The organism is Lysinibacillus sp. BPa_S21 (assembly GCF_023337795.1).
Classification (GTDB): domain Bacteria; phylum Bacillota; class Bacilli; order Bacillales_A; family Planococcaceae; genus Lysinibacillus.
Window position 1 is genome coordinate 417,582 of sequence record NZ_JALIRS010000002.1, and the last position, 26,200, is coordinate 443,781.

Genomic DNA, 26,200 nt, shown 5'->3' on the forward strand with positions numbered 1-26,200 from the left:
TTTATAACAAATTATATTGATAGTTCTTTCATTAAAGTATATAAGCTTACATCTGCTTCATGATTTTTTTCGAAAGCCTCTGGCATATCATAGTCAATCACTTGATGATTGCGGATACCTACCGCCCTACCAGACTTTCCTTCCATTAGCAGTTCTACTGCATGTGCACCAAATTGACTCGCGAGAACACGGTCACGCGCAGTAGGTGAACCGCCGCGCTGGATATGACCAAGAACTGAAACACGCGTTTCTTTTCCTGTTTTCTCATATAACTGTTTGGCCAATTCGCCACCAGACATGACACCCTCAGCGACAATAATAATGCTATGCTTTTTCCCGCGGGCTGCCCCACGATCTAAGCGTGCCACAATGTCATCCAAATTATAATCTTCTTCAGGAATTAAAACTGTCTCAGCTCCAGCTGCAAGACCTGCCCATAAAGCAATATCCCCTGCATCTCGCCCCATCACCTCAACTATAAAGGAATTTTCATGGGAAGTTGCTGTATCACGGATTTTATCAATTGAATCTACGACCGTATTTAGTGCAGTATCGAATCCTATCGTATATTCGGTTCCTGGGACGTCGTTATCAATTGTTCCTGGGACGCCAACAACAGGAAAGCCTTTTTTCACTAAATCCATAGCTCCACGGTAAGAACCATCACCGCCAATAACGACTAGTCCTTCAATGCCAGCTTCGCGCATATTGTCAATGCCTCGCTGCTGAACATCATCTTCTTTAAATTCAGGACATCTTGCTGAATTTAAATGTGTACCACCACGTTGAATAATGCCACCTACTGAACCTAAATCAAGATTTTCCATATTACCTTTTATTAAGCCATCATAGCCATGCTTTATTCCGACAACATCAATTCCATGATATGCTGCTTTACGAACGACTGCACGAATGGCTGCATTCATTCCTGGCGCATCTCCACCACTTGTTAATACGGCAATTTTTTTCATTGTCGAACCTCCTGCAGATACTATTATTATTCACATTAACATGAAAAAACAAACTATGTAAGGGTTCAGATGCTACAAAAACATAACTTTTACATAAAAAATAAAAAGAATGCGCTTTCACACACTCTTTCTATTCAAAAACATCCGAAATTTAACAATTATTCAATATACTTTCATCAATTCTCATGCTATTTATTCTAAGTTTTTTATTTATTAAAAACACAATATTTAACTATTTACGAGCATATTTACATATCCAAAAACCTAAAATTGTATTTCAGCTTCTGTATATTGTCCAATCTTTCTGAATTTCTCATAACGATCCTCAATTAATTGTTCACCATTTAAAGAACTCAAAGCTTTTAATGTGTCGCTTATACATTCTTTTATATTAAGTGCTTGTTTCGCTACATTACGATGAGCTCCACCTGTTATTTCAGGAATAATTCCATCAATAACGCCAAGTTCTTTTAAGTCAGGTGCTGTTATACGCATTGCTTCTGCCGCTTGCTTTCCTAGGGTACCATCACGCCATAAAATCGATGCAGCCCCTTCTGGTGAGATAACCGAATACGTTGAGTTTTCTAACATAAAGACGCGATTCGCTACACCTAAAGCAATTGCACCACCACTACCGCCTTCTCCAATAACAATAGAAATAACTGGCACTGTTAGGCCCGCCATTTCAACTAGATTTCTGGCAATTGCTTCACTTTGACCACGTTCCTCAGCTGCCTTACCGGGATAAGCTCCTTTCGTATCAATAAAACAAATAATTGGTCGCTTAAATTTCTCCGCCTGCTTCATTAAGCGTAATGCCTTGCGATATCCTTCAGGGTGTGGCATACCAAAATTCCGACGAATATTTTCTTTAGTTGATTTTCCACGTTGATGTCCAACAATTGTTACAGGCTGACCTTCAAAAAGAGCAATTCCTCCAAGAATAGCCGCATCGTCCCCAAACGTACGGTCACCATGTAACTCAATAAAGTTTTCACACATAGCCTCTATATATTGTAATGTCGTTGGTCGCTCTGGATGTCTAGCAACCTGGACACGATCCCACGGCTTCATATTGGCATAAATGGATTGTTCTAACTGTGTTAGACGTGTTTCTAATGTTTCAATTTCGCCTGTCATATCTACATCCGCATCGGCAGCAATCGTTTTTAACTCATCAATTTTTTCACGTAATTGTACTACTGGTTCTTCAAAAGCTAAATTTTTAGACATGTTGCACGCCGCCTTTCGTATGCATTTTTACAAGCACTGCTACTTGGTTTCGTAAATCTTTTCGATGGAAGATTGCATCAAGCTGACCATGCGCTAGTAAGAATTCCGCTGTTTGGAAATCACTTGGCAGTTTTTCTCTTACCGTTTCTTCTATGACACGACGACCAGCAAAACCAATCAATGCTTGTGGTTCAGCAATATTAATATCTCCAACAGAGGCAAAACTTGCAGAAACGCCACCTGTTGTAGGATGCGTCAAAATAGAAATAAACAATAGACCTTCATCACTATGACGTTTTAATGCCACACTTGTTTTTGCCATTTGCATTAATGATAGAATGCCTTCTTGCATTCGCGCACCACCGCTAGCAGTAAAGATAATAAACGGTAAACGTAATTCAGTAGCTTTTTCAACAGCAAGTGTAATTTTCTCACCCACAACTGAGCCCATTGAGCCCATTCGGAAATGTGAATCCATAATTGCTACAACAATTTCTTCCCCATCTAGAGAACCTATCCCAGTCAGTACAGCTTCGCTTAATCCTGTTTTTTGTTGATCCGCTGATATTTTTTCTATATAAGCAGGGAAATTAAGTGGATTACCAGTCTGTAAATGATCATCCATTGAAACAAATGATCCTTCATCTAAAAAATCTGCTACGCGCTCCTGTGCTGTCATTTTGAAATGATGGTCACATTTTGTACATACCTTATGATTTTTTTCTAGTTCCTTCGTTAATTGAATGTGACGGCATTCTGGACATTTTGTCATAAGACCTTCTGGAAATCCCTTTTCTTGTCCATCCTCTTTCTTTTTAGTGAATAAGCTACGAATTGCCATGTTTGACTCCCCCTTTGTTGTCTAATTACTTTGTACAATCCTCATCCATTGCTCGTAAGCTTTTAATGCTTCTTTTTCATAGCCTAGCTGCATCGATTTCAACATAGTTTGAATGATTATTTTTTCTTCTTCTGTTGAGTTTCGATTTAATCGGTCACCGTCATAAACTGCTAACTGAAACCAGACTTTTAGTGAAAGACGATTTCCTGACGTAATGATTATTTCTCGTAAAACATCCCGACAATTAATCGTACCTTCGATCTCTAGCTTTACAAAAAAACTGTCCCACACAGGTAGTGTTCGCAGAGTCTCTGTACAACTTATTACGCGAATAGCTTCCTTTTCATGAATTTGTCGCGTTAATTCGACATCCTTTTTCGATTTTTCATCTTCTAATATAAACATCGACAATATTTCTACGAGCTGATGCTTTTGTGTAGAAGCCAGGAAAGTACCTCCCCCATGCCTCGTTTCAATAAGACCTAGCAACTCTAAACTTCGCAATGCCTCTCTCACAGAGGATCGCCCGACACCTAGACGTTCTGATAGGACTCGTTCGGAAGGTAGCTTTTCACCAGCCTGTATTTTTTCTAATTTAATAAGTTGTCGTAATTGTTGGACGATATCTAAAAACACTTTCTTTTGTTCAGTTTTTTTATCCATACGATCAACTCCTCTTAACCAATATCACCTTGGTGTAATTGTATATGTCGCTACAAAACATTTGTAAATGAAGATTAAAAAGTGGTCTGGCCACTTTTGAACATTGATTATAGCTTACAAAATAACTGTTAAAAAGTAAAGAAAAACTGCATAAAAATTTATGCAGTTTCTAAAATTCCCTTCAATTTCATATTCTTTTCGTCGCTTGCGCATGTTTTACTTTCACTTGAGGTCTACCAAAGCGCCTTTCAAGTGTTCCCTCAATGTAAAGCAATTCATCTTCTAGTAACAGCTCTTGAACAAGATGAAAAACCTGCGGGAATAAAGTTATAGATACCGTTCCAAACTCATCCTGAAGCTGAACAAAGGCCATTTGCTCACCTTTTTTTGTGCGTATTTTCTTTACTTCTTCTATCAAGCCTATCATTTTTACAAACGTACCGTCACGAGCACCCTTCAACTCTCGGCACGTACTATTTACTTCATTCCAAAAAGTTCTTTCAGCTGAGACTGGATGTGCTGAAATATAAAACCCAAGACTTTCCTTTTCATGAAGTAGTTTTTCCTTTTGAGGCATAGCTTCCGCTTCCATATACTTCGGCTTACCAAAACTAAAGGCAGTCGCCGATTCCATATCAATATCCTCAGTTGGTCTTAGTAATTCAGCATGCTTTAAAGCCGCCTCCAATGTAGCAATTAATACAGCACGATCCTTCCCTATATAATCGAGAGCCCCAGCGAAGATTAATGATTCCATTACTTTTGGTTTAAAATGCTGTGCACTTAAAGCAACTGCCAAGTCAAATAAATTATCAAATGCTTCTGCATTCGTTTGGCGTAATCCATTCACTGTCTCTATAAATGGTTGTGGTACTCCTTTTATTCCAGATAAGCTATAGCGAATCCCATCTTTTTCAACAGTGAAAAATTTTGTACTCTGTTTTAATGAAGGTGGATAAAACGGGATCCCTTTCTCTTTCGCTTCACTCACAATCTGTAAGATTTTCTCCACATTTCCTGTTGCATTTGATAAAAGTGCTGTATAAAAGCTTTGTGGGAAATATGCTTTTAAATAGGCCATTTGGTAGGAAATAATGCTATATGCGACAGCATGGCTTTTAGGGAAACCATAGTCTGCAAAGCGCACAATTAATGCATACACCTCTTCTGCCACATGAACTTCAAAGCCTTGCTTCATTGCTCCATTTACAAATGCGGCACGTTGCTCCTCTAATACTTGACGATTTTTCTTACTAACCGCCCGACGCAATAAATCCGCTTGTCCCATCGTAAAACCTGCCATCACCGAAGCGATTTGCATAATCTGTTCTTGATAAACTATGACACCAAATGTCTCTCGTAAAATGGGTTCTAAAGCTGGATGAGGCATAGTAACCGATTCCCTTCCTGCTTTCCGTCTTGCATACACAGGAATAAAATCCATCGGACCAGGGCGATACAACGCATTGACTGCCACTATATCTAAAAAATGGGTTGGATGAATATCACGTAAAGCTTGCTTCATACCTTCCGATTCTAATTGAAAAATCCCTAATGTATCTCCCATTTGAAGAAGTTTTAAGGTCTTTTCATCTTGCATTGGAATAAGCTCAAACTCTATCCAAGGACCACCTGCTTTATAAATTGACCAACGTATCTGCTCCAAAATTGTCAGGTTGCGCAATCCTAAAAAATCCATTTTGACAAGTCCACTAGCTTCTACATCTCCCATGGGCCATTGCGTACAATATATTTCATCATGCCCTTGTTCAATCGGTACCGTATTGACTAATGGTGAAGGTGACAGCACAATCCCAGCAGCATGAGTAGAAGAATTTCTTGGCATCCCTTCAAGTTTTAACGCCACCTCAAGCCAGCGACGATGTTTTTCATCCTCAGCTAACCAGCCTTGTAAGCTTTGTGATTCGGCCACAGCCTTTTGCAAGGTTATTCCAGGTTTATTGGGAATCATTTTTGAGATTTTCTCCAATGTTTCAGCATCAAAACCAAAAACACGGGCAACATCTCTAGCAACTGCCTTAGCAGATAACGTACCAAACGTAATAATTTGCGCTACATTTGCCTTTCCATATTTCTGAGCGACATACTGAATGACTTTTTGTCTTTTACTATCGACAAAATCGATATCTATATCTGGCAAAGTAACACGTTCAGGGTTTAAAAATCGTTCAAATAATAAGCCGTACGCTAATGGATCTACTTGTGTAATAGATAAGCTATAAGCAACAAGAGAACTTGCTGATGAACCACGTCCAGGACCAGTTAAAATACGATTTTCTTTAGCAAAATGCATAAAATCTGCAACAATTAAAAAATAATCAGCAAAGCCCATCGAACAAATAATTTCAAGCTCATATTGAAGTCGCTCCCGATAAGCTAGGGGAATTTCAGTTTGCTTTAAACGTTCTGACAATCCTTCAAAAGCTTCTTTGACAAGCAAACTTTCAGCCGTTTCCCCTGTCGGCACTGGAAATTTAGGCATTTGCACGTGCATTTCAGGAATTTTCGCCGTACAGCTTACTAGCATTGTTGCACTAGACGCAAGCCATTCTGGATGATCAGCAAACCAACTTTGCCATTCTTCTTCCGTTGGGGCATAATAACCTTGTAAATGGGCTGATAGCATTGTACCGGAAAGCTTTTCACCAGAGTCTATCGCCCTTGCAACCTCAAAGGCAAAATGATCGTCTGGACGTAAAAAATAGCAACTTTGAGAGGCAACGATCGTTATGTTCATAGATTTACACCATGCTACAAACGTTTCTTCATTTTCAGCTACCACCCCTGCAGGTCTTACTATCCCCATAAATAAACGGTTCCCAAAAACTTTATGTAATGCACTTGCTACTTCATTCCAATCCTCAATGTCTTTTAAGTCATCCGAAGAAAGCAATGCCACACAGCCCGCTGCATATCCTTCAAGCCATTTCCATGGAAGTGCATCATCCGCTCTAATTGAAACTGCACTACTAATCTTTAAAAGATGCTGGTAGCCTTCTTGTGTCTGAGCATACAGCACAAGTGGAACCTTTCTGTCATGCCACTGCACATCAATCGAGAGCCCTAATACAGCATGAATATTCGCTTGCTGCAATGCTTTACAAAAAGGCAAAAGCCCGTACAATTTTGAATTGACGATTGCACAGGCCTGAGTATTTTGCTCTTGTAAAAAAGGGATCAATTGTTCAAGCCGAATCGTACTTTTCAATAAATCCGCACTCGTATGCATTTTCGTGTATACATGTTTCAAATGAATCCCTTCCTTTCTAAGTATTTAAAAATGTTAATTTCAAAACTTTATTATTATGGCAGAAGTACGTTCTTATTCTCTTAAGTTTACAAATAATCACCAAATATCGAAAAATTACCATGATGAGTGTTGATCTCCGTTTGGGCGCTTTGTTGCTGCCGCTTCGCTTTCGCACAGATAAAACATTTGTAGCTGACGCTTCGCTTTCGCGCAGAGCAGAGCTTCCTGGGGGCGTCCGATGAGCCGCTTGGGCCAACACGATGTTGGTCACGAAGGCGTTATCACAGGACGTGATGCTCTTAGCCTTCGTTCCCCTATCGCTGATCCCCAAGGAGTCGCCCAGCCTCCACTACAATCACCTTATATATGACAACGTTTAACAATGTCATCCACTAATTTTAGCGAAGAGCCCAATATTCATGTTTATCGATATGATTTACAAATTTCCTGTAATCTCGTTATAACACGTTCTGCTTCTTCCCATGAATAAGCTGTAGCCCCCGAAGCGAGCGGATGCCCACCACCATTGAATTCCTTTGCCAACGTGTTAATAATAGGGCCTTTTGAACGTAAACGCACACGAATCTGATCGACCTCTTCAATGAAGACCACCCATGCACAAATATCTTTCACACTTCCAAGACAACCAACTAATAGGGATGCCTCTGACGGGACAACATTGAATTCTGTCAGTAACTCCTTTGTCAGCTTGATATGTGCTGCCCCATACTCATCCATTTTGAAGTTTTGATAAATATAACCTTGTAAATTTAAAAGCTTTTGCTCCATTTCATACATTCCATCGAAAATTTGATTTCGATCAAAATTATATGTAATGAGCTCCCCTGCTATTTTAAACGTTTTTACGGTCGTGCTAGGGAATTGGAAACGTCCTGTATCCCCTACAATACCAGCAAATAATAATCTTGCTGAGGCATCAGGTAGCATCCAGTTGGCCAGTTGTTTCCCTTCCTCAAAAAGCTCATAAATCATTTCACTACAAGAGCTCGCAGTTGTATCCACCCATAGTAAATCACCATACGGATCATCATTTGGATGGTGATCAATCTTAATAATCATTTTACCCTTTGTATAGCGTTGATCGTCCACACGTGCTGTATTTGCTGTATCTGTCACAATAACTAAAGCATCGTCGTATATATCATCTGTTATGTTATCTGGATTTGCTAAAAATGATAAAGATTCTTCATGCTCACCTACTGCATAAACCTTTTTTTCCGGATAGTTTGCTAAAATAAGCTCTTTTAACCCTTGCTGAGATCCATAAGCGTCTGGATCTGGGCGCACATGGCGATGAATAACGATTGTTTCATATGAAGCAATTGTGTCGATGATTTGTCTTTTCAAATTAATTTCCCCCAATTTGATAGTAATAACCGTTAGCATTTTTCCTCAATAATCGTTACAATAATGACTAGTTATGCTAGGAGGTTTACTATGATCAATTTAATATTTGTGTTTGCAATAATCATATCATTTGTTTTTTATTTTTATTTTAAAACAAAACAGTTTCGTTCTCCATTACCAATTGCTAAAAATTGGTACAAAAGCAAGGCTAATGTAAGTCTTGGTGCATTTATTCTTTTATTCGGTTTTAACCAAGCGTATTTATTCCCTGGGCTATTTACATTTATTATTGTAGCAATTCTTGTCGTTTTAGGCATCTTTGTTGTGATCGAAAATAGTAAGAAGGTTCGTCACTACGGTCAATTTGTTGAAGAAGAGTACCGAATTAACCAATGAAAAAATCCATTATGCCCGGGCATAATTAAAAAAGTGAAAGGGATGGCCTAGCATTTCCTCTAGGCCATCCCTTTTTGTGTTTTCTTAACGCTCCAGTAATTGGAACATCATCATTGCCTTCCCAACAAGCATTTGTTGATTAAACACTTCGAAGTCCATTTTCACAAACTTACGACTCATGTCTAATATTCGAGGTTTTACAGTAAGTGTACTTTCCATTTGCACAGGCTTGATGAAATAAATCGTCATGTTTTCGGCAACAGCATCCCCACGCTTACGGCGCTTTAATGCGAATGAGCCAACTTCCGCTAACAAAGTTGTAAATGCTCCATAAGAAATTGCCCCATATTGGTTTGTCATTTGAGGTGTTACTTTAAATTCTACGATTAATTCTTCATCGCCAAGCACCTTCATCTCGTTTTTCACTAAATCATCAATCGTTTCACCATGCTGCGGCTGTCTTTGAGCAAGCTGAAGTGCTTTTAGTACATCTTGTCGGCTAATCACACCTTGCAAAATATTGTCATCATCGACAATTGGTAATAGGTCAATCCCTTCCCAAATCATACGATGTCCTGCAGAAGCAACACTCATTTTCATCGATCCAGCGATCGGATTTTTTGTCATAACCTTTTCAATAAGCTCGTTTTCTTCTCGACCAATAACGTCTTTAACGGTAATCATCCCAACAAGCTTATTGTTTGCTGTAACAACAGGAAACGCACCATGAGTTGTTCGTTCATTTAGCTTTTGGAAATGACGAATTGTTTCATCATTTCGAAGGACAGAAGTATCAGTCATTGGCACATAAATATCTTCAATAAATAAAATATCTTTTTTGATTAACTGATCATAAATTGCACGATTAATCATTGTTGCCACAGTAAAGGTATCATAACTTGTAGAAATAATTGGTAGATCCAAGGAATCTGCGAGTAACTTGTTCTCCTCTGTTGTATCAAAGCCCCCTGTAATTAAAACAGCTGCACCAGCTCGCAGTGCATTTTCATGAGCTTTAATACGGTTACCAACGATGAGCAAGCTTCCTGCATCTGTATAACGCATCATATCTTCTAATTGCATGGCACCAATAACAAATTTCGTTAACGTTTTATGTAGACCTGTTTTTCCACCTAAAACTTGGCCATCTACAATGTTAACGATTTCAGCAAAGGTTAACCGCTCAATATTTTCTTTCTTTTTCTTCTCAATACGAATTGTTCCAACACGTTCAATAGAGCTTACTAAACGACGATTTTCCGCTTCTTTAATAGCACGGTATGCCGTTCCTTCACTCACCTGCATTTCTTTTGCAATTTGACGTACTGAAATTTTATCACCCACGGGTAATGATTCGATGTATTGTAAAATTCTCTCATGTTTTGTAGACAAAATATCACCTATTTCTCAAGCATCAAATTCTGCTCTTAGTGTACCATATTTTTTATAAAAATATTTAATATAAAGTGATGAATTTGTTTTACTTTTCCCATCGTTTCAACTACGCACGTGGTGCCAACTCATATAGTACAGCAGTGTCGCTGATTAGGAACAGTTTACTTTTTCACCCGCTTTTAAAATTTGAACCTCTGCATTTTGCACTAAATCTGCAAAAATTTGTGGATCCTGCTCGATTGGAGGGAATGTATTGTAATGAACTGGTACGACAATTTTCGGCTTCAAAAACGAAACTGCACAAGCCGCATCTTCTGGACCCATTGTAAAATTGTCCCCAATTGGTAAAAATGCAATATCAATAGGATGGCGTTCTCCGATTAACTTCATATCACCAAACAAAGCTGTATCACCTGCGTGATAAATTGTTAATCCTTCAATAAACAATAAAATTCCGGCAGGCATTCCCATATAAATAATTTCATTATTTTCCGTTACATATGAAGAACCGTGGAACGCTTGCGTAAACTTCACTTTACCAAAATCAAATTCCTTAGCTCCCCCTATATGCATTGGATGCGCTTTCACCCCTTGCCAAGAAATCCAATTGGCTAACTCATTTGGTGCAATAACGAGTGCATCTTTTTTCTTTGCAAGCTCTACTGTATCCCCGACATGATCATTATGGCCATGTGTAAGTAAAATAATATCTGGTGCTTCATCAGCTACCTTTAAATCTGTTTGCCCATTCCCATTAATGAATGGATCTATCAATATTGTTTTCCCATTTGATTGAATTTTGACAACAGAATGTCCATGATAACTAATTTCCATATCCGTTTCCTCCCTACAGTGCATATTATTCTACATCATTTTTATTCGCTATTCATGCGGTTTTCCCCTTTTTTTGATATGCTAGTACTGAGAATAATAGATTCTTTCCTAACATAGATATACCTTGTTAAGAAAGAAAAATTCATTCGATCAAAGCCAGGCTGTAATTATAGCCAAAGCACGTGCAATTTTTTTCTATGCAATAAGAGGAGGAACTGTTTATGTCAAAGGTTGAAGAAATTCAAAACTATTTACAACAACATCAAATTGATGCCGCTTTCGTAACTACACCAGACAATGTTTTTTACGTTTCAGGCTTTAAAAGTGATCCACATGAGAGATTACTTGGCGTGATGATTTTTAAAGAGGCAGAACCTTTTTTAATTTGCCCCAAAATGGAAATCCCAGATGCGAAGGATGCAGGCTGGCCTTATGATGTCATTGGTCACCAAGATACTGAAAATTCAATGGAAGTTCTTGCCCAAGCGATAAAAGCTCGTAATGTTAACCCACAAACGTTTGCTATTGAAAAAGCTCAACTTATTGTAGAGCGTTTAGAAGCCCTACAACAATCATTCCCACAAGCAAGTTTCGTTCGACTCGACGAAAAAATCAATGCGATGCGAGTTATAAAAGATGAAACTGAATTGGAAAAATTACGCAAAGCTGCTGAATTAGCTGACTATGCTATCGAAATCGGCTGTAAAGAAATCGCTGAAGGCAAAACAGAAATGGAAATCTTAACAGCGATAGAAAGCGCTATTAAAGATAAAGGCTGCAAAATGTCGTTTGAAACAATGGTATTGAGCGGTCCAAAGACAGCCTCTCCACACGGTAAACCAGGTGCTCGAAAAATAGAAAAAGGCGATATGATATTATTCGATCTTGGTGTCATTTACGACGGTTATTGCTCTGACATTACACGTACAGTTGCCTTTGGTGAACCTAGTGAGGCACAAAAGGAAATCTACAACACAGTCTTATCTGCTAACATGAATGCAATTGCAGCAGTAAAACCAGGTGTTCGCGCAATGGATTTAGATATTATCGCTCGTGATACGATCTCTAACGCAGGCTATGGCGAATATTTCACACACCGACTTGGTCATGGACTAGGCATTTCCGTACATGAATTCCCTTCTGTTACAGGCGCAAATGAAATGACTATGGAGGAAGGCATGGTCTTCACAATTGAACCAGGTATCTATAAATCTGATGTGACAGGTGTCCGTATTGAGGATGATGTAGTAGTAACAAAAGACGGCGTAGAAGTACTAACAAAATTCCCTAAAGATTTGATTGTACTTTAATTGACAATATTTACTCAGGTAAAGTGAGACTTTAATCAGTGGGAATTTTATTTCATCCTCCACTGATTATTAGTTATGTGAGATAAAAAAGGAAGCAGCCATTATAGCAATGGTGCTTCCTTTCATTATGTCATTGATTATTTTTCCAAATAATCAAGAGTTGCCTGACCTAAAACATTTGCAGCTATGCGGAGCGAGCGTTCGTCGATATCAAATTTAGGATGGTGATGAGGATATACTTCCGTCCAAGAAGGATTTTGCGCACCTACAAAGAAAAATGCACCTGGTTTTTCTTCTAAATAGTAAGCAAAATCTTCTCCCCCCATCGTAGGATCGACAATTTCAACAGCTTTGACACTAGACACCTTTTCGGCTGCCTTGATAACATGCTCCGTTTCTGCTGGATGATTCACAACAGGTGGATAGCCTCTACGGTATTCATATTCATACTCAGCCCTTGTTAAATAGCAAGTAGCTATTAGTACTTCTTCAATTTCTTGTTCAAGGAGATCACGCTCTTCGTTATGGAATGTACGGACCGTTCCTTTCATATACACTTTATCTGCTATAACATTAAATGGGTTGAGTGCCTCAATATGTCCAATTGACACTACAGCTGGGCGTAGCGGATTTACTCGGCGTGCTACAAGCTGTTGTAAATTCGTAATAAATTGTGCAGCTAGTACAATCGAATCTTTCGTTTCATTTGGCGTAGAACCATGCCCACCCTTCCCTTTGATTGTTATATCAATAGAATCTGCCGCAGCCATAAATGGTCCAGATGCTATTTGCACTTTACCAAGTTCTGCAGGAGCCCATAAATGCGTCCCGAAAATTACATCAACACCTTCTAGACAGCCATCCTCTATCATAGACTTTGCTCCACCCGGCGCTAACTCTTCAGCGTGTTGATGGATGAAAACAATCGTTCCTGCTAAATCTGCTTGCATTTTGTTTAATGCCTTCGCTAATACAAGTAGAGTTGCTGTATGCCCATCATGCCCACAAGCATGCATTCGACCCTTGATTTTAGATTGGAATGGTAGCCCCGTCTCTTCCGTAATTGCTAATGCATCGAAATCCGCCCGAAGTGCCACTGTTTTACCTGGTTTGCCTCCAATAAGTTTTGCGACAACGCCATTACCCCCTACGCCTTCTCGCACCTCATGTCCTAATGCACGATGAAACGCGGCAATTGTTTTAGGGGTTTCTACCTCTTCAAAAGAAAGCTCTGGATTTTCATGAAAATGACGACGCAGTGCAATCATTTCCTCCTCGAATTGTTCAAGTAATGTTGAAAGTTGTACATGTTGTGCAATCATTCAAATTCCTCCTATTATTATCAAATAAGCCTTGTCTAGTTGCGTCACTCAGTCGTTCCCACAGGACGTGGGATTCTTCTGTTTAACGAAGATAAATGTAATCTCCTGGTCCAAGTGGTAATCCCAGTAAGAACCAAATAGCAAATAATATAATCCAACCAATCGAGAAGAATATAGTATATGGGAATAACGCCGAAATGAGTGTTCCGATTCCGATATTTTTATCGTAACGTCTTGCAAATGCTAATAAAATAGCAAAATATGCAAGCATTGGTGTAATAGGATTTGTAATCGAATCTCCTACCCGATACGCTACTTGTGTTACTGCTGGTGAATAATTAAGATACATAAACATTGGTACAAAAATCGGCGCTAATAATGCCCATTTTGCAGAGGCACTCGCAATCAGTAAATTAACGAATGCACAGATCACAACAAATCCAATAATCATTGGTAAACCTGTGAAATTTAATGCCTGTAAAAATTCTGCTCCTTTAATTGCAACAATGGAGCCAATATTACTCCAATTGAAGTACGCAATCATTTGAGAAGCAACAAATGCAAGTACGATAAACGATGACATATCTGCAATGGATTTAAATATTTTTTCTGCTACATCCTTGTCACTCTTTACCTCTTTTGCTGCAATACCATACGCCAACGCTGGTAATAGGAAAAAGAACAGCATAATTGGTACAATACCCGTCATAAATGGTGAATTTAAAAAGCCGCCTGTTTCAGGATCTCGTAGTAGACCGTTTGATGGTATTACTGTATAGGCAATAATCGCAGAATAGATAATTGCAACAATCGCTGCCCACCTTAAACCACGCATCTCTAGCGGTGTCAATGGTTCGAGTACGCTAATTTCTCCTTTATAATCGCCAAAACGGGGTTCTGTAAACTTTTTTGTCACCCATGTACCAATAAATATTAAAACAAATGTTGAGGCAATTAAGAAATAATAGTTCATTGTAGCGCGACCTGTATAATCTGGATCTACAATACGAGCAGCAGATTCTGTAATACCTAATAATAATACATCGATTGAACTAATTAATAAATTTGCACTAAAGCCACCAGCAACAGCCGCATACGTCACAATTAAACCTACTAAAGGGTTACGACCTAAACTCATAAAAATAAGTGCCGCCACTGGAGGTAGAATAATAAAAGCCGCATCTGCAGCCAAATTGCCCACTAAACCTGTTAAAATAATCACTGGTACAATTAATTTCTGTGGTGCGCTCATAACAGTCTTTTTCATAATCGCAGAAATCAGACCTGTCTGTTCCGCCAAACCAATTCCAATCATTGACACAATAACTAAGCCCAGTGGCGGAAATCCTGTAAAATTACTTTGCATTTGTGTAACGATTAAAATTAAGCCCTCTCGACTCAATAAATTAACGACTTCTATCGTTTCATTCGTTCCTGGTTTTACAGCCGAAATACCCATAACATCTAATACCCAAGATAAGATGAGTACTAATAATGCCATAATAACAAATAATGTAATTGGATCTGGCAATTTATTACCAGTACGTTCAATTATATCGAGCATCTTATCGACAAACGATTTTTTTGGAGTTATTTCATGTTGCATACATATTTCATCCTCTTTAATTTTAATAATCTAAAAAATCGATTAATTCAAATATTCTGATTCCTGTATGTACAAAAATTCCACTTTAAGTTCTTTTAAAAACAAAAGGAAAGAAATCTATTAGAATTGGAATATTATATTATATTAAAATGCTAGAAGAATAAGGGAACGTATCAAATTGAACCGCTCCCTTATTTGCATTTATTGAATTAATTCATCAACATTTACAAATGGCAAACCTTGAGAATCTGCCACTGCCTTGTAAACAAGATGTCCATCTATAGTATTAACACCTTTTTTCAGCGCAGCATTTTCTACACATGCTTGTCTGTAACCCTTATTAGCGATTTGAAGTGCATAAGGAATTGTATTGTTTGTTAAAGCAATTGTTGATGTACGCGGTACAGCTCCTGGCATATTTGCTACAGCATAATGTACAACTCCATGTTTTACATAAGTTGGATCATCATGTGTTGTCACTCGATCAGATGTCTCAAAAATACCACCTTGGTCAATAGCAATATCAACTACTACTGAGCCTGGCTGCATTGACTGAATCATTTCCTCAGAAACAAGCTTTGGTGCTTTAGCTCCCGGAATTAAAACTGCACCGACTACTAAATCTGAGTTTTTCACTGATTCTGCAATATTATAAGGATTAGACATTAATGTTTGAACATCACGGCCAAACAAATCTTCTAATTGACGTAAACGCTCTGGGCTTAAATCAATAACCGTTACATCGGCACCCATTCCGACAGCTATTTTCGCAGCATTTGTTCCAGCAATACCGCCACCAATCACTGTAACTTTACCGCGTGGTACACCAGATACGCCACCTAGTAAAATTCCTTTACCTTCATGATTTTTCTCTAAGAATTGTGCACCAATTTGCGTTGCCATTTTACCAGCAACTTCACTCATTGGTGTTAAAAGCGGTAAAGAACCATTTGCTATTTGCACTGTTTCGTATGCAATGCCTACAACTTTTTTATTTAAAAGTGCCCGCGTTAGCTCTAGCTCTGGCGCTAAATGTAAATAAGTAAATAGGATCTGACCCTCATAGAAGTAATCATATTCTGATGCTACGGGTTCCTTTACTTTCATGATCATTTCTTGCGCCCATGCTTCTTTTGCAGTCTCCACAATATGAGCACCCGCAGAAACGTAGTCTGCATCTGTAAAGCTTGAGCCTAAACCGGCACCAGTTTCAATGTACACTTCATGACCTGCATTTGTTAATGTAACAACTCCTGCTGGTGTCATAGCTACACGATTTTCATTGTTTTTAATCTCTTTTGGAATACCAATCTTCATCTTCCCTATCCCCTTCCATTACCAAAAAATAAGCACATTTTGTTACATACTCTTCGATGTATTGATGCACCCCTTGCATTTCCATATTACCAAACATAAACAAAAAATGCTTTAATTAAAATAATAATAGAAAAAATTTATAATATTTACACAATACTAAATATTCTAACTGGATTGAATAGTAATTTTCCACCCCGTATATTTATTTGGAACATACAGTATTTTTATTAATCGATACGACAGAAATTCCGAAGAACGTCACGTATGTAACAAAAATAACCTGTAGTCAATTGTGAATTAAATGCCTTCACTTTTTCACATTTTTTCTTCCGGAAAGTATTTCCTTTAGAAAATCATTTGGTATAATCAACTTATACAAATCTGGGAGGTAATTCAAATGGCTAATAAATATAAAAGCATTGTAGTTGCAGTAGACGGTTCTAAGGAAGCTGAATACGCTTTCCGTAAATCGATTGACGTAGCAAAACGTAACGAAGGTGCCGTATTAAATTTAGTAAATGTTATTGATACACGTTCATTCGCTGCAATCGAAGCATATGACCGTTCAATTGCTGAGCGTGCTCAAGCATTCTCTGAAGAGCTATTAAATGGTTACAAAAAACAAGCTGAAGAAGCAGGCTTAACTAATGTTAACCTTGTAATTGAATACGGCTCACCAAAAAATATCATTACAAAAGAGCTTTCTAAAATTGTAGACGCAGACTTAATCATCTGTGGTGCAACTGGTCTAAATGCAGTAGAACGCTTCCTTATCGGTTCAGTATCTGAAGCAATTGTACGCTCAGCTAAATGTGACGTACTTGTTATCCGTACACCTGAAAATTAATTTTGTCTTACATAAAAGGTATCCAATGTTGGATACCTTTTTCTTATTGTTGAAAAATATTATGTCAATGGGATTAAAGAGTCTTTGATGGTTCCATAACACGGAGTGAGTTGAAAATCTGAAGCCACTATTGTATTAAAATCTATAATCAAACACTAAAAAGATCTTCGATAAATTTGATTATTTTTTTGTATAAGGCAAGTTGCAAGTTCCTATAACGTGCTAAAAAGCAGTGTCTCATATAGGTTTTCAACACTTAGCTATTGTGCTTAAAACATTCTATAGTCCACACCAAAAGATACACGCTAAGTGAATTGGTTGATTGGAGTGGAGACTGGGCGACTCCTAGGGGATTAGCGATAGGGGAACGAAGGCTAAGAGCATCACGTCCTGTGATAACGCCTTCGTGACCAACATCCTGTTGCCCCGAGACCCTGGAGCGAGCATCGCGAGTGAAGCGGCTCATCGGACGCCCCCAGGAAAGCGCCCAGCCGGAGCGGAAATCAACCCTCTCGTTTTTGAGGCGACTCGAAGTGAAACTAACAGTTATATTGATACACATGCTTATATATAATAGACAAACTAAAAAAGGTATCCTAATTCGGATACCTTTTTTACTTATTTACCTTCTTGCCACATCTTCACTTTTTCAAAGAACATAGCAAGAGCTTGTTTATTTTGCATATTTGGTACTTTTGCTAACAGTACCTCTTTTGGAGCTTTAAATTCTTTACCTTGTTTTTGCAAAATGACTATGCTCTTTTCAAGTGCTTTATTAGCGAACATTGTATCTGGCAATTGAATAATTGCTTGAATCCAAGCATGCTTTTGAATGTATTTATGAAGTTGTTTCGATTGCTCAGATTCGAAGAGATGGGTTGGTGCTAGGAAAAATAAGTAGCCTCCATCCTTCGTGTAGTTAATAGACTGCTCAATAAATAAATGATGGGCATAACTCATTCCTTCTGAAGGGCATAATTCATAATCTAATGCGATATCTTCATTCGGGTAATATCCGACCGGTAAATCACAAACAACAGCATCTGCAGGCGTTACTAATAAATCTTCTAATGCATCTTGACGGTATAAGGACACAGGCTGCTCTGTCAAATCAGCTGTTGCCGCAGCTATACGAATAAGTAGCTCATCAACCTCTACCCCTGTTGCTTCTATTTTCCCGTCTAATAAATTCATAACTGTTAGTAGTAAATTCCCTGTACCTACTGCTGGGTCTAAAACGGAAATTTTTTCTTTTTTCAAACGATTTGCAAATAGTTGCTCCACAAAATAACCAACTAATAACCCAAGCGTATCAGGTGTCATTTGATGATTCGGCTGAGATCCTTTTCGCATCCCCTTTAAAACAGCTATTTGAATCGCTTTGCGCACATCTTCCTTTGTAGCACCTTCTTGTGAAAAATTAACTTCCCCATCTAGCCATGCCTCTAAGCCGTCTAAAATGCCCTCTAGCAATGTGATATTATGTTCTTTTTCTATCTTTTCGGCATGTTCATTTAGCATACCAAATAACTTCTCGATATTTTCCATACACAACTTCCTTTCACGCAGAAAAGAGCCGTGACAAAAACTTGTCACAGCCCCTTTGTCTAGTAATATCTTAGCCTAAAATCAATACATTATGCTAGTGCTTTGACAGCTGCAATGGCCGCTTCATAGTTTGGATGGTTTGTTGCTTCAGGAACATATTCCACATAAGTCACTTTGTCATTAGCATCCACAACAAACACCGCACGCGTTAGAAGGCGTAATTCTTGGATGTAGACACCGTATGCTTCACCAAATGAAAGGTCACGGTGATCTGAAACTGTTTGAACAGCATCAATGCCTGCTGCACCACACCAACGTTTTTGAGCAAATGGAAGATCCACCGATACAGTATAAATGACTACATTGTCACCTAAGTTTGCTGCTGCTTCATTAAAACGACGTGTTTGTGCATCACAAACACCAGTATCTAATGATGGTACAACGCTAAATAAGCGAATTTTCCCCTCTGAATCTTTTAATGTAACAGGTGATAGATCATTCGCTAATACAGTAAAGTCCGGTGCTTGGTCTCCAACTTTTACTTCGTTACCTACAAGTGTTACTGGGCCATTTTTAAATGTTACTTGTGCCATATAAACGCCTCCTAATCTTCATATGTACATAATATTACTAAATGGAGGGAATTAATTGCAACTGAGACAGCTTATCAAAATAGTTTTGAACAATCTTTTCACACCCTTGGGTCGATGTCCGTTCCAACTGAGCACTTTGTTTGTTCCTCTATTCCATACGAAATAACCGTTAATCATCACTATTTCCACAAAAACTAAGAGCTGTCTCAATGTAATGAGACAGCTCTTGCCCTTATTCTTCGCTTTTTCCCTCTAGTTTTTCAGGTTCTGATTTTTCCTCTAGAGTGACAGATTCCGTCTTTTCCTCTTTGGTTGGCAAAGATGGTTGCACAATATCTTTTTCAATATAAACTTTTTCATGAACGACTGTTGTATCTGCGAAATAGTCATGTAGACCTTGATTGTTCGGTAAAATGCCTACAAGAATATAAAGTGGCATAAAAATGCTATTGATGATACGTCCTATCCAATCACGGAATAACACATCTGACCAAGTCAGCTTCTCATGTTTTAATGAAATAACACGTAATCCAAATATCATTTTCCCTAGCGTTTGCCCAAAAAATTTCGTCATTAAAACGAAATAACTGTAATAGATAATTGCGGATATAATCGAAATGGGTGCATACCACACCGTTTCCGATAATGACCAATCCATAAAATAAAAAATTGGATTAACGAGAATTCCACCTACAGCTGTAATAACGAATCCATCTAATAAAAATGCCCAAAAACGTATCCAAAAGCCTGCCGTTTTTAACGCATAATTTTTATTCGTATTTGGCGTATCTATTAGGAGGGCATTCTCCATAGAGGGTGAACCTTGCATAACAATTTCATTGTTTGTCATTGTACTCCCTCCCTAGTTTTCGCCATATAAGTACATCATTTTTGGCGCTTTGTAATCTGCCATAATTTTCATCAACATTTTTTCCTCTGCTGAAGGACCAAATATTGATCCAATCTTCATCCCAACATATGATTGCCAACCACCCACATCATATGAATACTCAAATAATTCTGCGTCCTCTAAACCAAAGTCTTTACGTAGTGCAGCAATTGTTGCTTCCTCATCGCCAATCTCATCTACTAAGCCTGCTTCCTTAGCCTTTTTACCACTAAGAATTCGACCGTCCGCAACTTTTTTCACATTGGCCTCAGACATATTACGCCCTTTTGCGACAATATTAACGAATTCCTGATAAGTTTCATTAATCATGTCTTGCATCATAGCACGCTCTTCCGGTGTCACTTCACGCATTGGACTAAGCATATCTTTATGTTCACCAGATTTAAACGTTTCATATTTAATACCAACTTTTTCTGCTAATGCCTGATAATTAATAGATTGCATGATGACACCAATTGAACCTGTAATTGTATCACGTTGCGCAAATATTTTATCTGCAGGTGCTGAAATATAATAACCACCTGAAGCTGCCATCGAATCCATAGAAACATAGATTGGAATTTGTCGCTCTTCTTTAATTTTTAATAGTTTCTTATATATTTCTGCTGATTCCTTTACACCGCCGCCTGGTGAATTAACACTTAAAACGATACCTTCTACAGTTTGATCATATAAAATATTATCTAATTGATTTAAGAAAAATTGATGATCATAGGAAACTGGTTGCCATAGTGTACTTGAGCCAACATCTTGAATCGCACCATCCACCTTTAAGTAGGCAATACGTTTATCCATATCACCACTTTCTTTAACCTCTTCCATTACAGTCAAATCGTTTCCAGCCACCAAGCTCTCAAAATCGCTAAAGAAATTCGATTTAAATATTGCAAAAATGGTGTTAATCCCTAATGAAAATATTAATAGTACACCTGCAATTATTAAAGCGGCCCACCTTTTACCATTCATATCTTTCCGCCTCCTCATAACGTTATACGATTGATTTCCTAATTTGTTTCAAACTTATTGCAAAAATATGATTCAACTTCTATACATATCATACATTTTAACAAATTCATAGCCAATCTTTGGTGAAGAGCCAATACTATGCACAAGCACCATTCAATCTATAATACATTACTTAATTTTATAAAAAAAATCAAAGTTCATAAAAAAAGCAAGAACTTTGATTTTCGACATTATTTCCTAGGAAATTAATGATGTTTGACATAATGGATTTTTTCTTGCTCACGTAATTCGACACGACGAATTTTGCCCGATGAAGTCTTTGGTAGCTCAGTAACAAACTCAATTGCACGAGGATATTTATAAGGGGCTGTTAAAGTTTTTACATGTCTTTGTAGTTTTTTTATTAGCGTTTCATCACCAACTTCTCCATCAGCGAGCACAACAAATGCCTTTACTAGATTTCCACGAATTCCATCCGGACTTGCGACAACGGCAGTTTCTTTCACAGCTGGATGCTTCAATAACGCATCTTCTACCTCAAATGGGCCTATCGTATACCCAGATGAAATAATGACATCATCTCCACGCCCTTCAAACCAAAAATAGCCATCTCCATCTTTATATGCACGATCTCCTGTAATATACCAATCGCCTCTAAACTGTAAATTTGTACGTTCAGGATCGTTTAAATATTCCTTAAATAAGGCGGGTGTTTCACAGTGTACAGCAATATCTCCAACTTCTCCAATAGCAGTAGGATTTCCAAAATCATCGATAACTTCAACATTATTACCCGGAGTAGGCTTCCCCATTGAGCCCATTCTAGGCTCCATCCCTACCATTGTACCCACAAGTAATGTATTCTCTGTTTGTCCATAACCATCTCGTACTTGTAGATTAAAGACCTCGGTAAATACCTTTATCACCTCACTATTTAAAGGTTCACCTGCTGACACAGCCTGACGTATCGTACTTAAATTGAAGTCTTGCAAATTTTCAAGGCTTGCCATAAATCGGTATTCGGTTGGTGTGCAACACAGAATATTGATATTGAATTTTTCAAGCAGCGTAAGGTATGTTGCCGCATCAAAGTGACCTTTGTAAACAAATGCTGTAGCACCACTTCCTAAAGTAGCGAGGAACGGGCTCCAAATCCATTTTTGCCATCCTGGAGCTGCTGTAGCCCAAACAATGTCTCCTTCTTGAATGCCAAGCCAATTTGGAGCAGTAGTCCGTAAATGTGCGTAACCCCAGCTATGCGTATGAACTGCTGCCTTTGGATTACCTGTTGTCCCACTCGTATATGCTAAAAAGGCAATGTCAGTATTTTTAGTCGGTGTAGAACTTATGTAGGTCGTTGGTTGGTTTTGCATTTTTTCAAGCAACGGCTGCCAAGGTTCATGTGCGTGACCAATAACAAATTGCTGTATTTCTTGGAAATTCTCCACATTATCGAATTGTTCAATATAAGGCTCAAATGCAACAACGCCTTTTGCATCGGCGTGTTTGATTCGATATTCAATATCCTTCGTTCTTAACATCTCTGAACTAGGTATAATCGTTAAACCTGCCTTTAAGGCTGCAATATAGACAATATAGGCTTCCACGGATCTCGGTACCATGACTAATATAACATCACCTTTTTTTAAACCTTGTGATGTAAATACATGCGCTGCCTGATTTGCTTTTTCAAGTAAAGCTGTATATGTAATGTACTGAATTTCTCCGTTTTCGTTATAAACTAATAAAGCATTTTTGGTAGAATCCTGTGCATATTTTTCAATTTCCTCTGAAATGTTATACCATTCTGGTGCGATTAAATCTTCTCTTTTCATAGCAAATGCCCCCTTTTGTACGCTCATTATAAAGCTCCATTTTTATCATTTTCAATGGAAGACACTCTAAATCATTAAAGTCGTGACAACTATCATGCTCTACTATATGGCAACAGTCACGGATCGATTCTATCCATTAACTTTGCGTAATCGTTGCTTTACACAGTAAACATTTACTTATGAAGATAAAAACTCCCTATTGAACATGATTGAATAATATGGTACATTTTGGTCAACTAAAAGCAAGATTGCAGGGGGACTCATTTAGAGTTGAGAAGGTAAAACCTGACCCTTTGAACCTGTTAGTTAATACTGACGTAGGGAGCAATTCACATCTATTTACTGATGAAAGGCTCTTTTGCGTGTTGTTTTCCACACGAAAAAGAGCCTTTTTTGCACGCTTACGTCCATCCAACAAGGAGGACTTACATTGATATTTCAAACTATCCGAAAACAAAACCCACTTATTCATTGCATTACTAATTATGTAGTAGCTAATTTTCAAGCAAATGGCTTATTAGCAATAGGTGCTTCTCCAGTAATGGCTGATGACAGTCATGAGGTTGAGGAAATGGTCACAATCGCCTCAGGCTTATTGATCAATATCGGTACCCTTAATGAGCGCATGAAAGAATCCATGTTACTTGCAGGAAAAAAAGCAAATGCCCTTGGTATTCCTGTTATTTTAGATCCCGTTGCTGCTGGCGCAACATCTTATCGGAAACAAACGGTACAGCAATTACTAGAAGAAATAAAATTTGCGGCTATTCGTTGTAATATTGGAGAGCTCGCTGCTATTGCCAATGTAGAATGGCAACAAAAAGGCGTAGATAGTGGCAGTGGCTCCATTTCTTTAGCAGTCGAGGCACAAAAAGTAGCTCAACTCTACGATTGTCTTGTTATAGTAACCGGTGAAGAGGATTTTATTACGGATGGCAAGCATCAGCAATGGGTTACAGGTGGACATTCTCAAATGGCAGAAGTTACTGGAACAGGTTGCTTATTGAGTGCAATTTGTTGTGCCTCCTACGCCGTAGGAAATAAACCAATTGACCAATTAGTAGAAACATTATCACTTTATAAAAAAGTAGCCGAGCAAGCCGCTTCTTCTACACAATTCATTGGCGATTTTCAAATCGCAGTATTAAATGAACTACATCGACTTTCCAAGGACGGTGAAGCATGATGCATATTGTAACGACAATAGCCGGTTCAGATAGCGGGGGTGGAGCAGGAATCCAGGCTGATTTAAAAACATTTCAGGAATTAAAGGTGTTTGGAACCTCTGTTATTACAGCTTTAACGGCCCAAAATACTCTCGGTGTATCGGATGTCTTACCAATTGAAGTTAGCTTCGTTGAAAAACAACTAAAAGCGCTAGTCGAAGATTTTACAATAAGTGCTATTAAAACTGGAATGCTGTTTTCCTCCGAAATAATCCAATCAATTGCACGTATTTTAGCCGAAGTAAATATTCCACTTATCGTAGACCCTGTCATGATAGCAAAAGGTGGTGAAAGCTTATTGCAACAACAAGCAATTGAAGCTTTACGTAGTCATTTGTTACCTTTAGCAACAATCGTAACACCGAATATTCCTGAGGCAGAAACCCTTTCTGGAAGGAAAATCAATTCTTTAACAGATATAAAAGAAGTAGCTCAAGTCTTATTACAAATGGGCGTTCAATGTGTCATTATTAAAGGCGGTCATTTAGAGGATCCATGTTTTGCTACTGATTATGTATTTTTTCAAGGTGGTCAATCATTTTCCATGCAGTCTACTCGTATTGCAACAAAAAACACACATGGTACAGGCTGTACGTTTTCCGCTGCATTAACTGCCTTTCTTGGTCAAGGACTACCATTGGAAGAAGCGATTGAGGAAGCTAAAAAATTTATTCAATTAGCCTTAACTCATGATTTATCTATTGGTAATGGCCATGGTCCAACAAATCATTTTGCTTATCAAAACTATAAAGATTCCTGTGAGGTAATTATTCATGAAACGTGACGATTTACAGCTATATTTTATTATGGGTACAAATAATGTTTTGAATCACGAGCCAATAAACGTTTTAGAGAAAGCTCTCCAATCTGGCATTACTATGTTTCAATTTCGTGAAAAAGGAACAAATTCATTAACTGGGCAAGCCTATGAAGATTTTGCTCGCAAATGTCAAAAGCTATGTCAACAGTATCGTGTTCCATTTATTGTAAACGACGATGTAGAATTGGCTATAAAACTTAGCGCGGATGGTGTTCATATTGGGCAAGAGGATATTCCAGTGTCGATCGTACGTAAAAAAATTGGTAACATGATTCTAGGTGTTTCTGTTCATTCTCAAGTTGAATTACAAACTGCCCTACAATATGGTGCTGATTATGTAGGAATTGGTCCAATTTTTTCAACCACTTCTAAAAGCGACGCCAAACCACCTAGTGGAACTAATTTTTTACAGCAAGCTCGAATACAATATCCTGAGCTCCCTATCGTTGCAATTGGAGGCATAAACTGTTCGAATGCACATACAGTAGTGAAAGCAGGCGCAGATGGAATAGCAGTTATTTCTGCGATTTGCGAAAGTGAGGATATTTCAAATACAGTCTCTACATTTAAATCATTTGTAGGATAAATAAAACAGATAAATGATTACCCGTTAATACGGGATAAAAATAAACAATTTAAACAAACTAAAACCAGTGCCTTTTACGGTCACTGGTTTTAATTTTAATAATTACTGATTAAGCAATTATTGGTTGTTGTTTGGCATACCTTTTAATTGAGATTCTGCCATTTGTACAAGACGTTTAGTGATTTCACCACCAACGGAACCGTTGGCACGAGCTGAAGCGTCAGCTCCTAATTGAACACCAAATTCTTGTGCAATTTCGTATTTCATTTGATCAAGTGCGTGCTCTACACCAGGTACAGCAAGCTTGTTTGAACTGCGGTTGTTGTTGTTAGTCATGTCTCT

General features: G+C 38.1%; 24 protein-coding genes and 1 riboswitch. Of the genes, 7 read left to right on the forward strand and 17 right to left on the reverse strand.

What is annotated here, in order from left to right:
- Nucleotides 1-11 precede the first annotated feature (11 nt).
- The 5 genes from pfkA to dnaE all read right to left on the reverse strand — a co-directional run bounded on the left by pfkA (nucleotide 12) and on the right by dnaE (nucleotide 6,979).
- Nucleotides 12-971: a 6-phosphofructokinase gene (pfkA, locus tag MOK21_RS05285; protein ID WP_249072914.1), complete on the reverse strand. Its 960-nt coding sequence runs from the start codon at nucleotides 969-971 to the stop codon at nucleotides 12-14.
- Between the two features lie 264 nt (nucleotides 972-1,235).
- On the reverse strand, nucleotides 1,236-2,204 hold the full coding sequence (locus MOK21_RS05290) for an acetyl-CoA carboxylase carboxyltransferase subunit alpha (protein ID WP_249072915.1): 969 nt from the start codon (nucleotides 2,202-2,204) through the stop codon (nucleotides 1,236-1,238).
- The gene (gene accD, locus MOK21_RS05295) at nucleotides 2,197-3,045 is read right to left on the reverse strand and encodes an acetyl-CoA carboxylase, carboxyltransferase subunit beta (protein WP_249072916.1); all 849 of its coding nucleotides are present in this window, start codon (nucleotides 3,043-3,045) and stop codon (nucleotides 2,197-2,199) included. The genes MOK21_RS05290 and accD overlap by 8 nt, the downstream gene beginning before the upstream one ends.
- Nucleotides 3,046-3,066: 21 nt before the next feature.
- On the reverse strand, nucleotides 3,067-3,708 hold the full coding sequence (locus MOK21_RS05300; RefSeq protein WP_249072917.1) for a FadR/GntR family transcriptional regulator: 642 nt from the start codon (nucleotides 3,706-3,708) through the stop codon (nucleotides 3,067-3,069).
- A gap of 187 nt (nucleotides 3,709-3,895) precedes the next feature.
- Nucleotides 3,896-6,979 (reverse strand): DNA polymerase III subunit alpha, encoded by a 3,084-nt coding sequence (gene dnaE, locus MOK21_RS05305; protein ID WP_249072918.1) that lies wholly within the window; start codon nucleotides 6,977-6,979, stop codon nucleotides 3,896-3,898.
- Between the two features lie 238 nt (nucleotides 6,980-7,217).
- Here dnaE and MOK21_RS23705 point away from each other — a divergent pair, with 238 nt between their 5' ends.
- Entirely contained in the window at nucleotides 7,218-7,349 is a 132-nt protein-coding gene (locus tag MOK21_RS23705) for a hypothetical protein (protein ID WP_283164618.1), read from the forward strand.
- A 53-nt stretch (nucleotides 7,350-7,402) separates the two neighbouring features.
- On the opposite strand, the gene MOK21_RS05310 is transcribed toward MOK21_RS23705, so the two are convergent.
- Complete coding sequence (locus MOK21_RS05310) at nucleotides 7,403-8,347, reverse strand: DHH family phosphoesterase (RefSeq protein WP_249072919.1); 945 nt, start codon at nucleotides 8,345-8,347, stop codon at nucleotides 7,403-7,405.
- A 90-nt stretch (nucleotides 8,348-8,437) separates the two neighbouring features.
- On the opposite strand from MOK21_RS05310, the gene MOK21_RS05315 reads away from it, so the two are divergent.
- Nucleotides 8,438-8,743, forward strand: a complete 306-nt coding sequence (locus MOK21_RS05315) for a YtpI family protein (RefSeq protein WP_249072920.1) — start codon at nucleotides 8,438-8,440, stop codon at nucleotides 8,741-8,743.
- Nucleotides 8,744-8,827: 84 nt separating this feature from the next.
- Here MOK21_RS05315 and MOK21_RS05320 read toward each other — a convergent pair whose 3' ends face one another.
- Together MOK21_RS05320 and MOK21_RS05325 are read right to left on the reverse strand one after the other, a co-directional pair.
- Nucleotides 8,828-10,135: a DRTGG domain-containing protein gene (locus MOK21_RS05320; protein ID WP_249072921.1), complete on the reverse strand. Its 1,308-nt coding sequence runs from the start codon at nucleotides 10,133-10,135 to the stop codon at nucleotides 8,828-8,830.
- Nucleotides 10,136-10,288: 153 nt separating this feature from the next.
- Nucleotides 10,289-10,972 carry a metal-dependent hydrolase gene (locus MOK21_RS05325; RefSeq protein WP_249072922.1) on the reverse strand — a complete coding sequence of 228 codons (684 nt, stop codon included), beginning with the start codon at nucleotides 10,970-10,972 and terminating at the stop codon, nucleotides 10,289-10,291.
- A 221-nt stretch (nucleotides 10,973-11,193) separates the two neighbouring features.
- Here MOK21_RS05325 and MOK21_RS05330 point away from each other — a divergent pair, with 221 nt between their 5' ends.
- Complete coding sequence (locus MOK21_RS05330) at nucleotides 11,194-12,282, forward strand: M24 family metallopeptidase (protein WP_249072923.1); 1,089 nt, start codon at nucleotides 11,194-11,196, stop codon at nucleotides 12,280-12,282.
- Between the two features lie 137 nt (nucleotides 12,283-12,419).
- Here MOK21_RS05330 and MOK21_RS05335 read toward each other — a convergent pair whose 3' ends face one another.
- The 3 genes from MOK21_RS05335 to ald form a co-directional block, all read right to left on the reverse strand.
- Nucleotides 12,420-13,604: an amidohydrolase gene (locus MOK21_RS05335; protein WP_249072924.1), complete on the reverse strand. Its 1,185-nt coding sequence runs from the start codon at nucleotides 13,602-13,604 to the stop codon at nucleotides 12,420-12,422.
- Nucleotides 13,605-13,686: 82 nt separating this feature from the next.
- Nucleotides 13,687-15,210, reverse strand: coding sequence for an AbgT family transporter (locus MOK21_RS05340; protein ID WP_249072925.1), 1,524 nt, complete (start codon nucleotides 15,208-15,210; stop codon nucleotides 13,687-13,689).
- Between the two features lie 201 nt (nucleotides 15,211-15,411).
- Nucleotides 15,412-16,527 carry an alanine dehydrogenase gene (gene ald / locus MOK21_RS05345; RefSeq protein ID WP_249072926.1) on the reverse strand — a complete coding sequence of 372 codons (1,116 nt, stop codon included), beginning with the start codon at nucleotides 16,525-16,527 and terminating at the stop codon, nucleotides 15,412-15,414.
- A 397-nt stretch (nucleotides 16,528-16,924) separates the two neighbouring features.
- On the opposite strand from ald, the gene MOK21_RS05350 reads away from it, so the two are divergent.
- Nucleotides 16,925-17,374: a universal stress protein gene (locus MOK21_RS05350; protein WP_053484991.1), complete on the forward strand. Its 450-nt coding sequence runs from the start codon at nucleotides 16,925-16,927 to the stop codon at nucleotides 17,372-17,374.
- A gap of 618 nt (nucleotides 17,375-17,992) precedes the next feature.
- Here the strand turns inward: MOK21_RS05350 and MOK21_RS05355 are convergent.
- The 5 genes from MOK21_RS05355 to mbcS all read right to left on the reverse strand — a co-directional run bounded on the left by MOK21_RS05355 (nucleotide 17,993) and on the right by mbcS (nucleotide 23,226).
- Nucleotides 17,993-18,922 (reverse strand): class I SAM-dependent methyltransferase, encoded by a 930-nt coding sequence (locus MOK21_RS05355; protein ID WP_249072927.1) that lies wholly within the window; start codon nucleotides 18,920-18,922, stop codon nucleotides 17,993-17,995.
- A gap of 89 nt (nucleotides 18,923-19,011) precedes the next feature.
- Nucleotides 19,012-19,515 carry a thiol peroxidase gene (gene tpx, locus MOK21_RS05360; protein WP_249072928.1) on the reverse strand — a complete coding sequence of 168 codons (504 nt, stop codon included), beginning with the start codon at nucleotides 19,513-19,515 and terminating at the stop codon, nucleotides 19,012-19,014.
- Nucleotides 19,516-19,747: 232 nt separating this feature from the next.
- Complete coding sequence (locus MOK21_RS05365; protein ID WP_249072929.1) at nucleotides 19,748-20,365, reverse strand: RDD family protein; 618 nt, start codon at nucleotides 20,363-20,365, stop codon at nucleotides 19,748-19,750.
- A 12-nt stretch (nucleotides 20,366-20,377) separates the two neighbouring features.
- On the reverse strand, nucleotides 20,378-21,391 hold the full coding sequence (sppA, locus tag MOK21_RS05370; RefSeq protein ID WP_249072930.1) for a signal peptide peptidase SppA: 1,014 nt from the start codon (nucleotides 21,389-21,391) through the stop codon (nucleotides 20,378-20,380).
- 245 nt (nucleotides 21,392-21,636) lie between these two features.
- Nucleotides 21,637-23,226, reverse strand: coding sequence for an acyl-CoA synthetase MbcS (gene mbcS, locus MOK21_RS05375; protein ID WP_249073035.1), 1,590 nt, complete (start codon nucleotides 23,224-23,226; stop codon nucleotides 21,637-21,639).
- Nucleotides 23,227-23,468: 242 nt separating this feature from the next.
- Nucleotides 23,469-23,567, forward strand: a riboswitch (TPP riboswitch).
- Nucleotides 23,568-23,656: 89 nt separating this feature from the next.
- On the opposite strand from mbcS, the gene thiM reads away from it, so the two are divergent.
- Genes thiM through thiE form a run of 3 tightly spaced genes read left to right on the forward strand, consistent with a single transcriptional unit; the run spans nucleotide 23,657 to nucleotide 25,858 of the window.
- Entirely contained in the window at nucleotides 23,657-24,412 is a 756-nt protein-coding gene (gene thiM / locus MOK21_RS05380) for a hydroxyethylthiazole kinase (RefSeq protein ID WP_249072931.1), read from the forward strand.
- Entirely contained in the window at nucleotides 24,412-25,236 is an 825-nt protein-coding gene (thiD, locus tag MOK21_RS05385; protein ID WP_249073036.1) for a bifunctional hydroxymethylpyrimidine kinase/phosphomethylpyrimidine kinase, read from the forward strand. Before thiM ends, thiD begins: the two co-directional genes overlap by 1 nt.
- On the forward strand, nucleotides 25,226-25,858 hold the full coding sequence (gene thiE, locus MOK21_RS05390) for a thiamine phosphate synthase (RefSeq protein ID WP_249072932.1): 633 nt from the start codon (nucleotides 25,226-25,228) through the stop codon (nucleotides 25,856-25,858). The genes thiD and thiE overlap by 11 nt, the downstream gene beginning before the upstream one ends.
- Before the next feature lie 117 nt (nucleotides 25,859-25,975).
- Here the strand turns inward: thiE and MOK21_RS05395 are convergent, their stop codons facing one another.
- Nucleotides 25,976-26,194 carry an alpha/beta-type small acid-soluble spore protein gene (locus MOK21_RS05395; RefSeq protein WP_249072933.1) on the reverse strand — a complete coding sequence of 73 codons (219 nt, stop codon included), beginning with the start codon at nucleotides 26,192-26,194 and terminating at the stop codon, nucleotides 25,976-25,978.
- Between the last annotated feature and the right edge of the window lie 6 nt (nucleotides 26,195-26,200).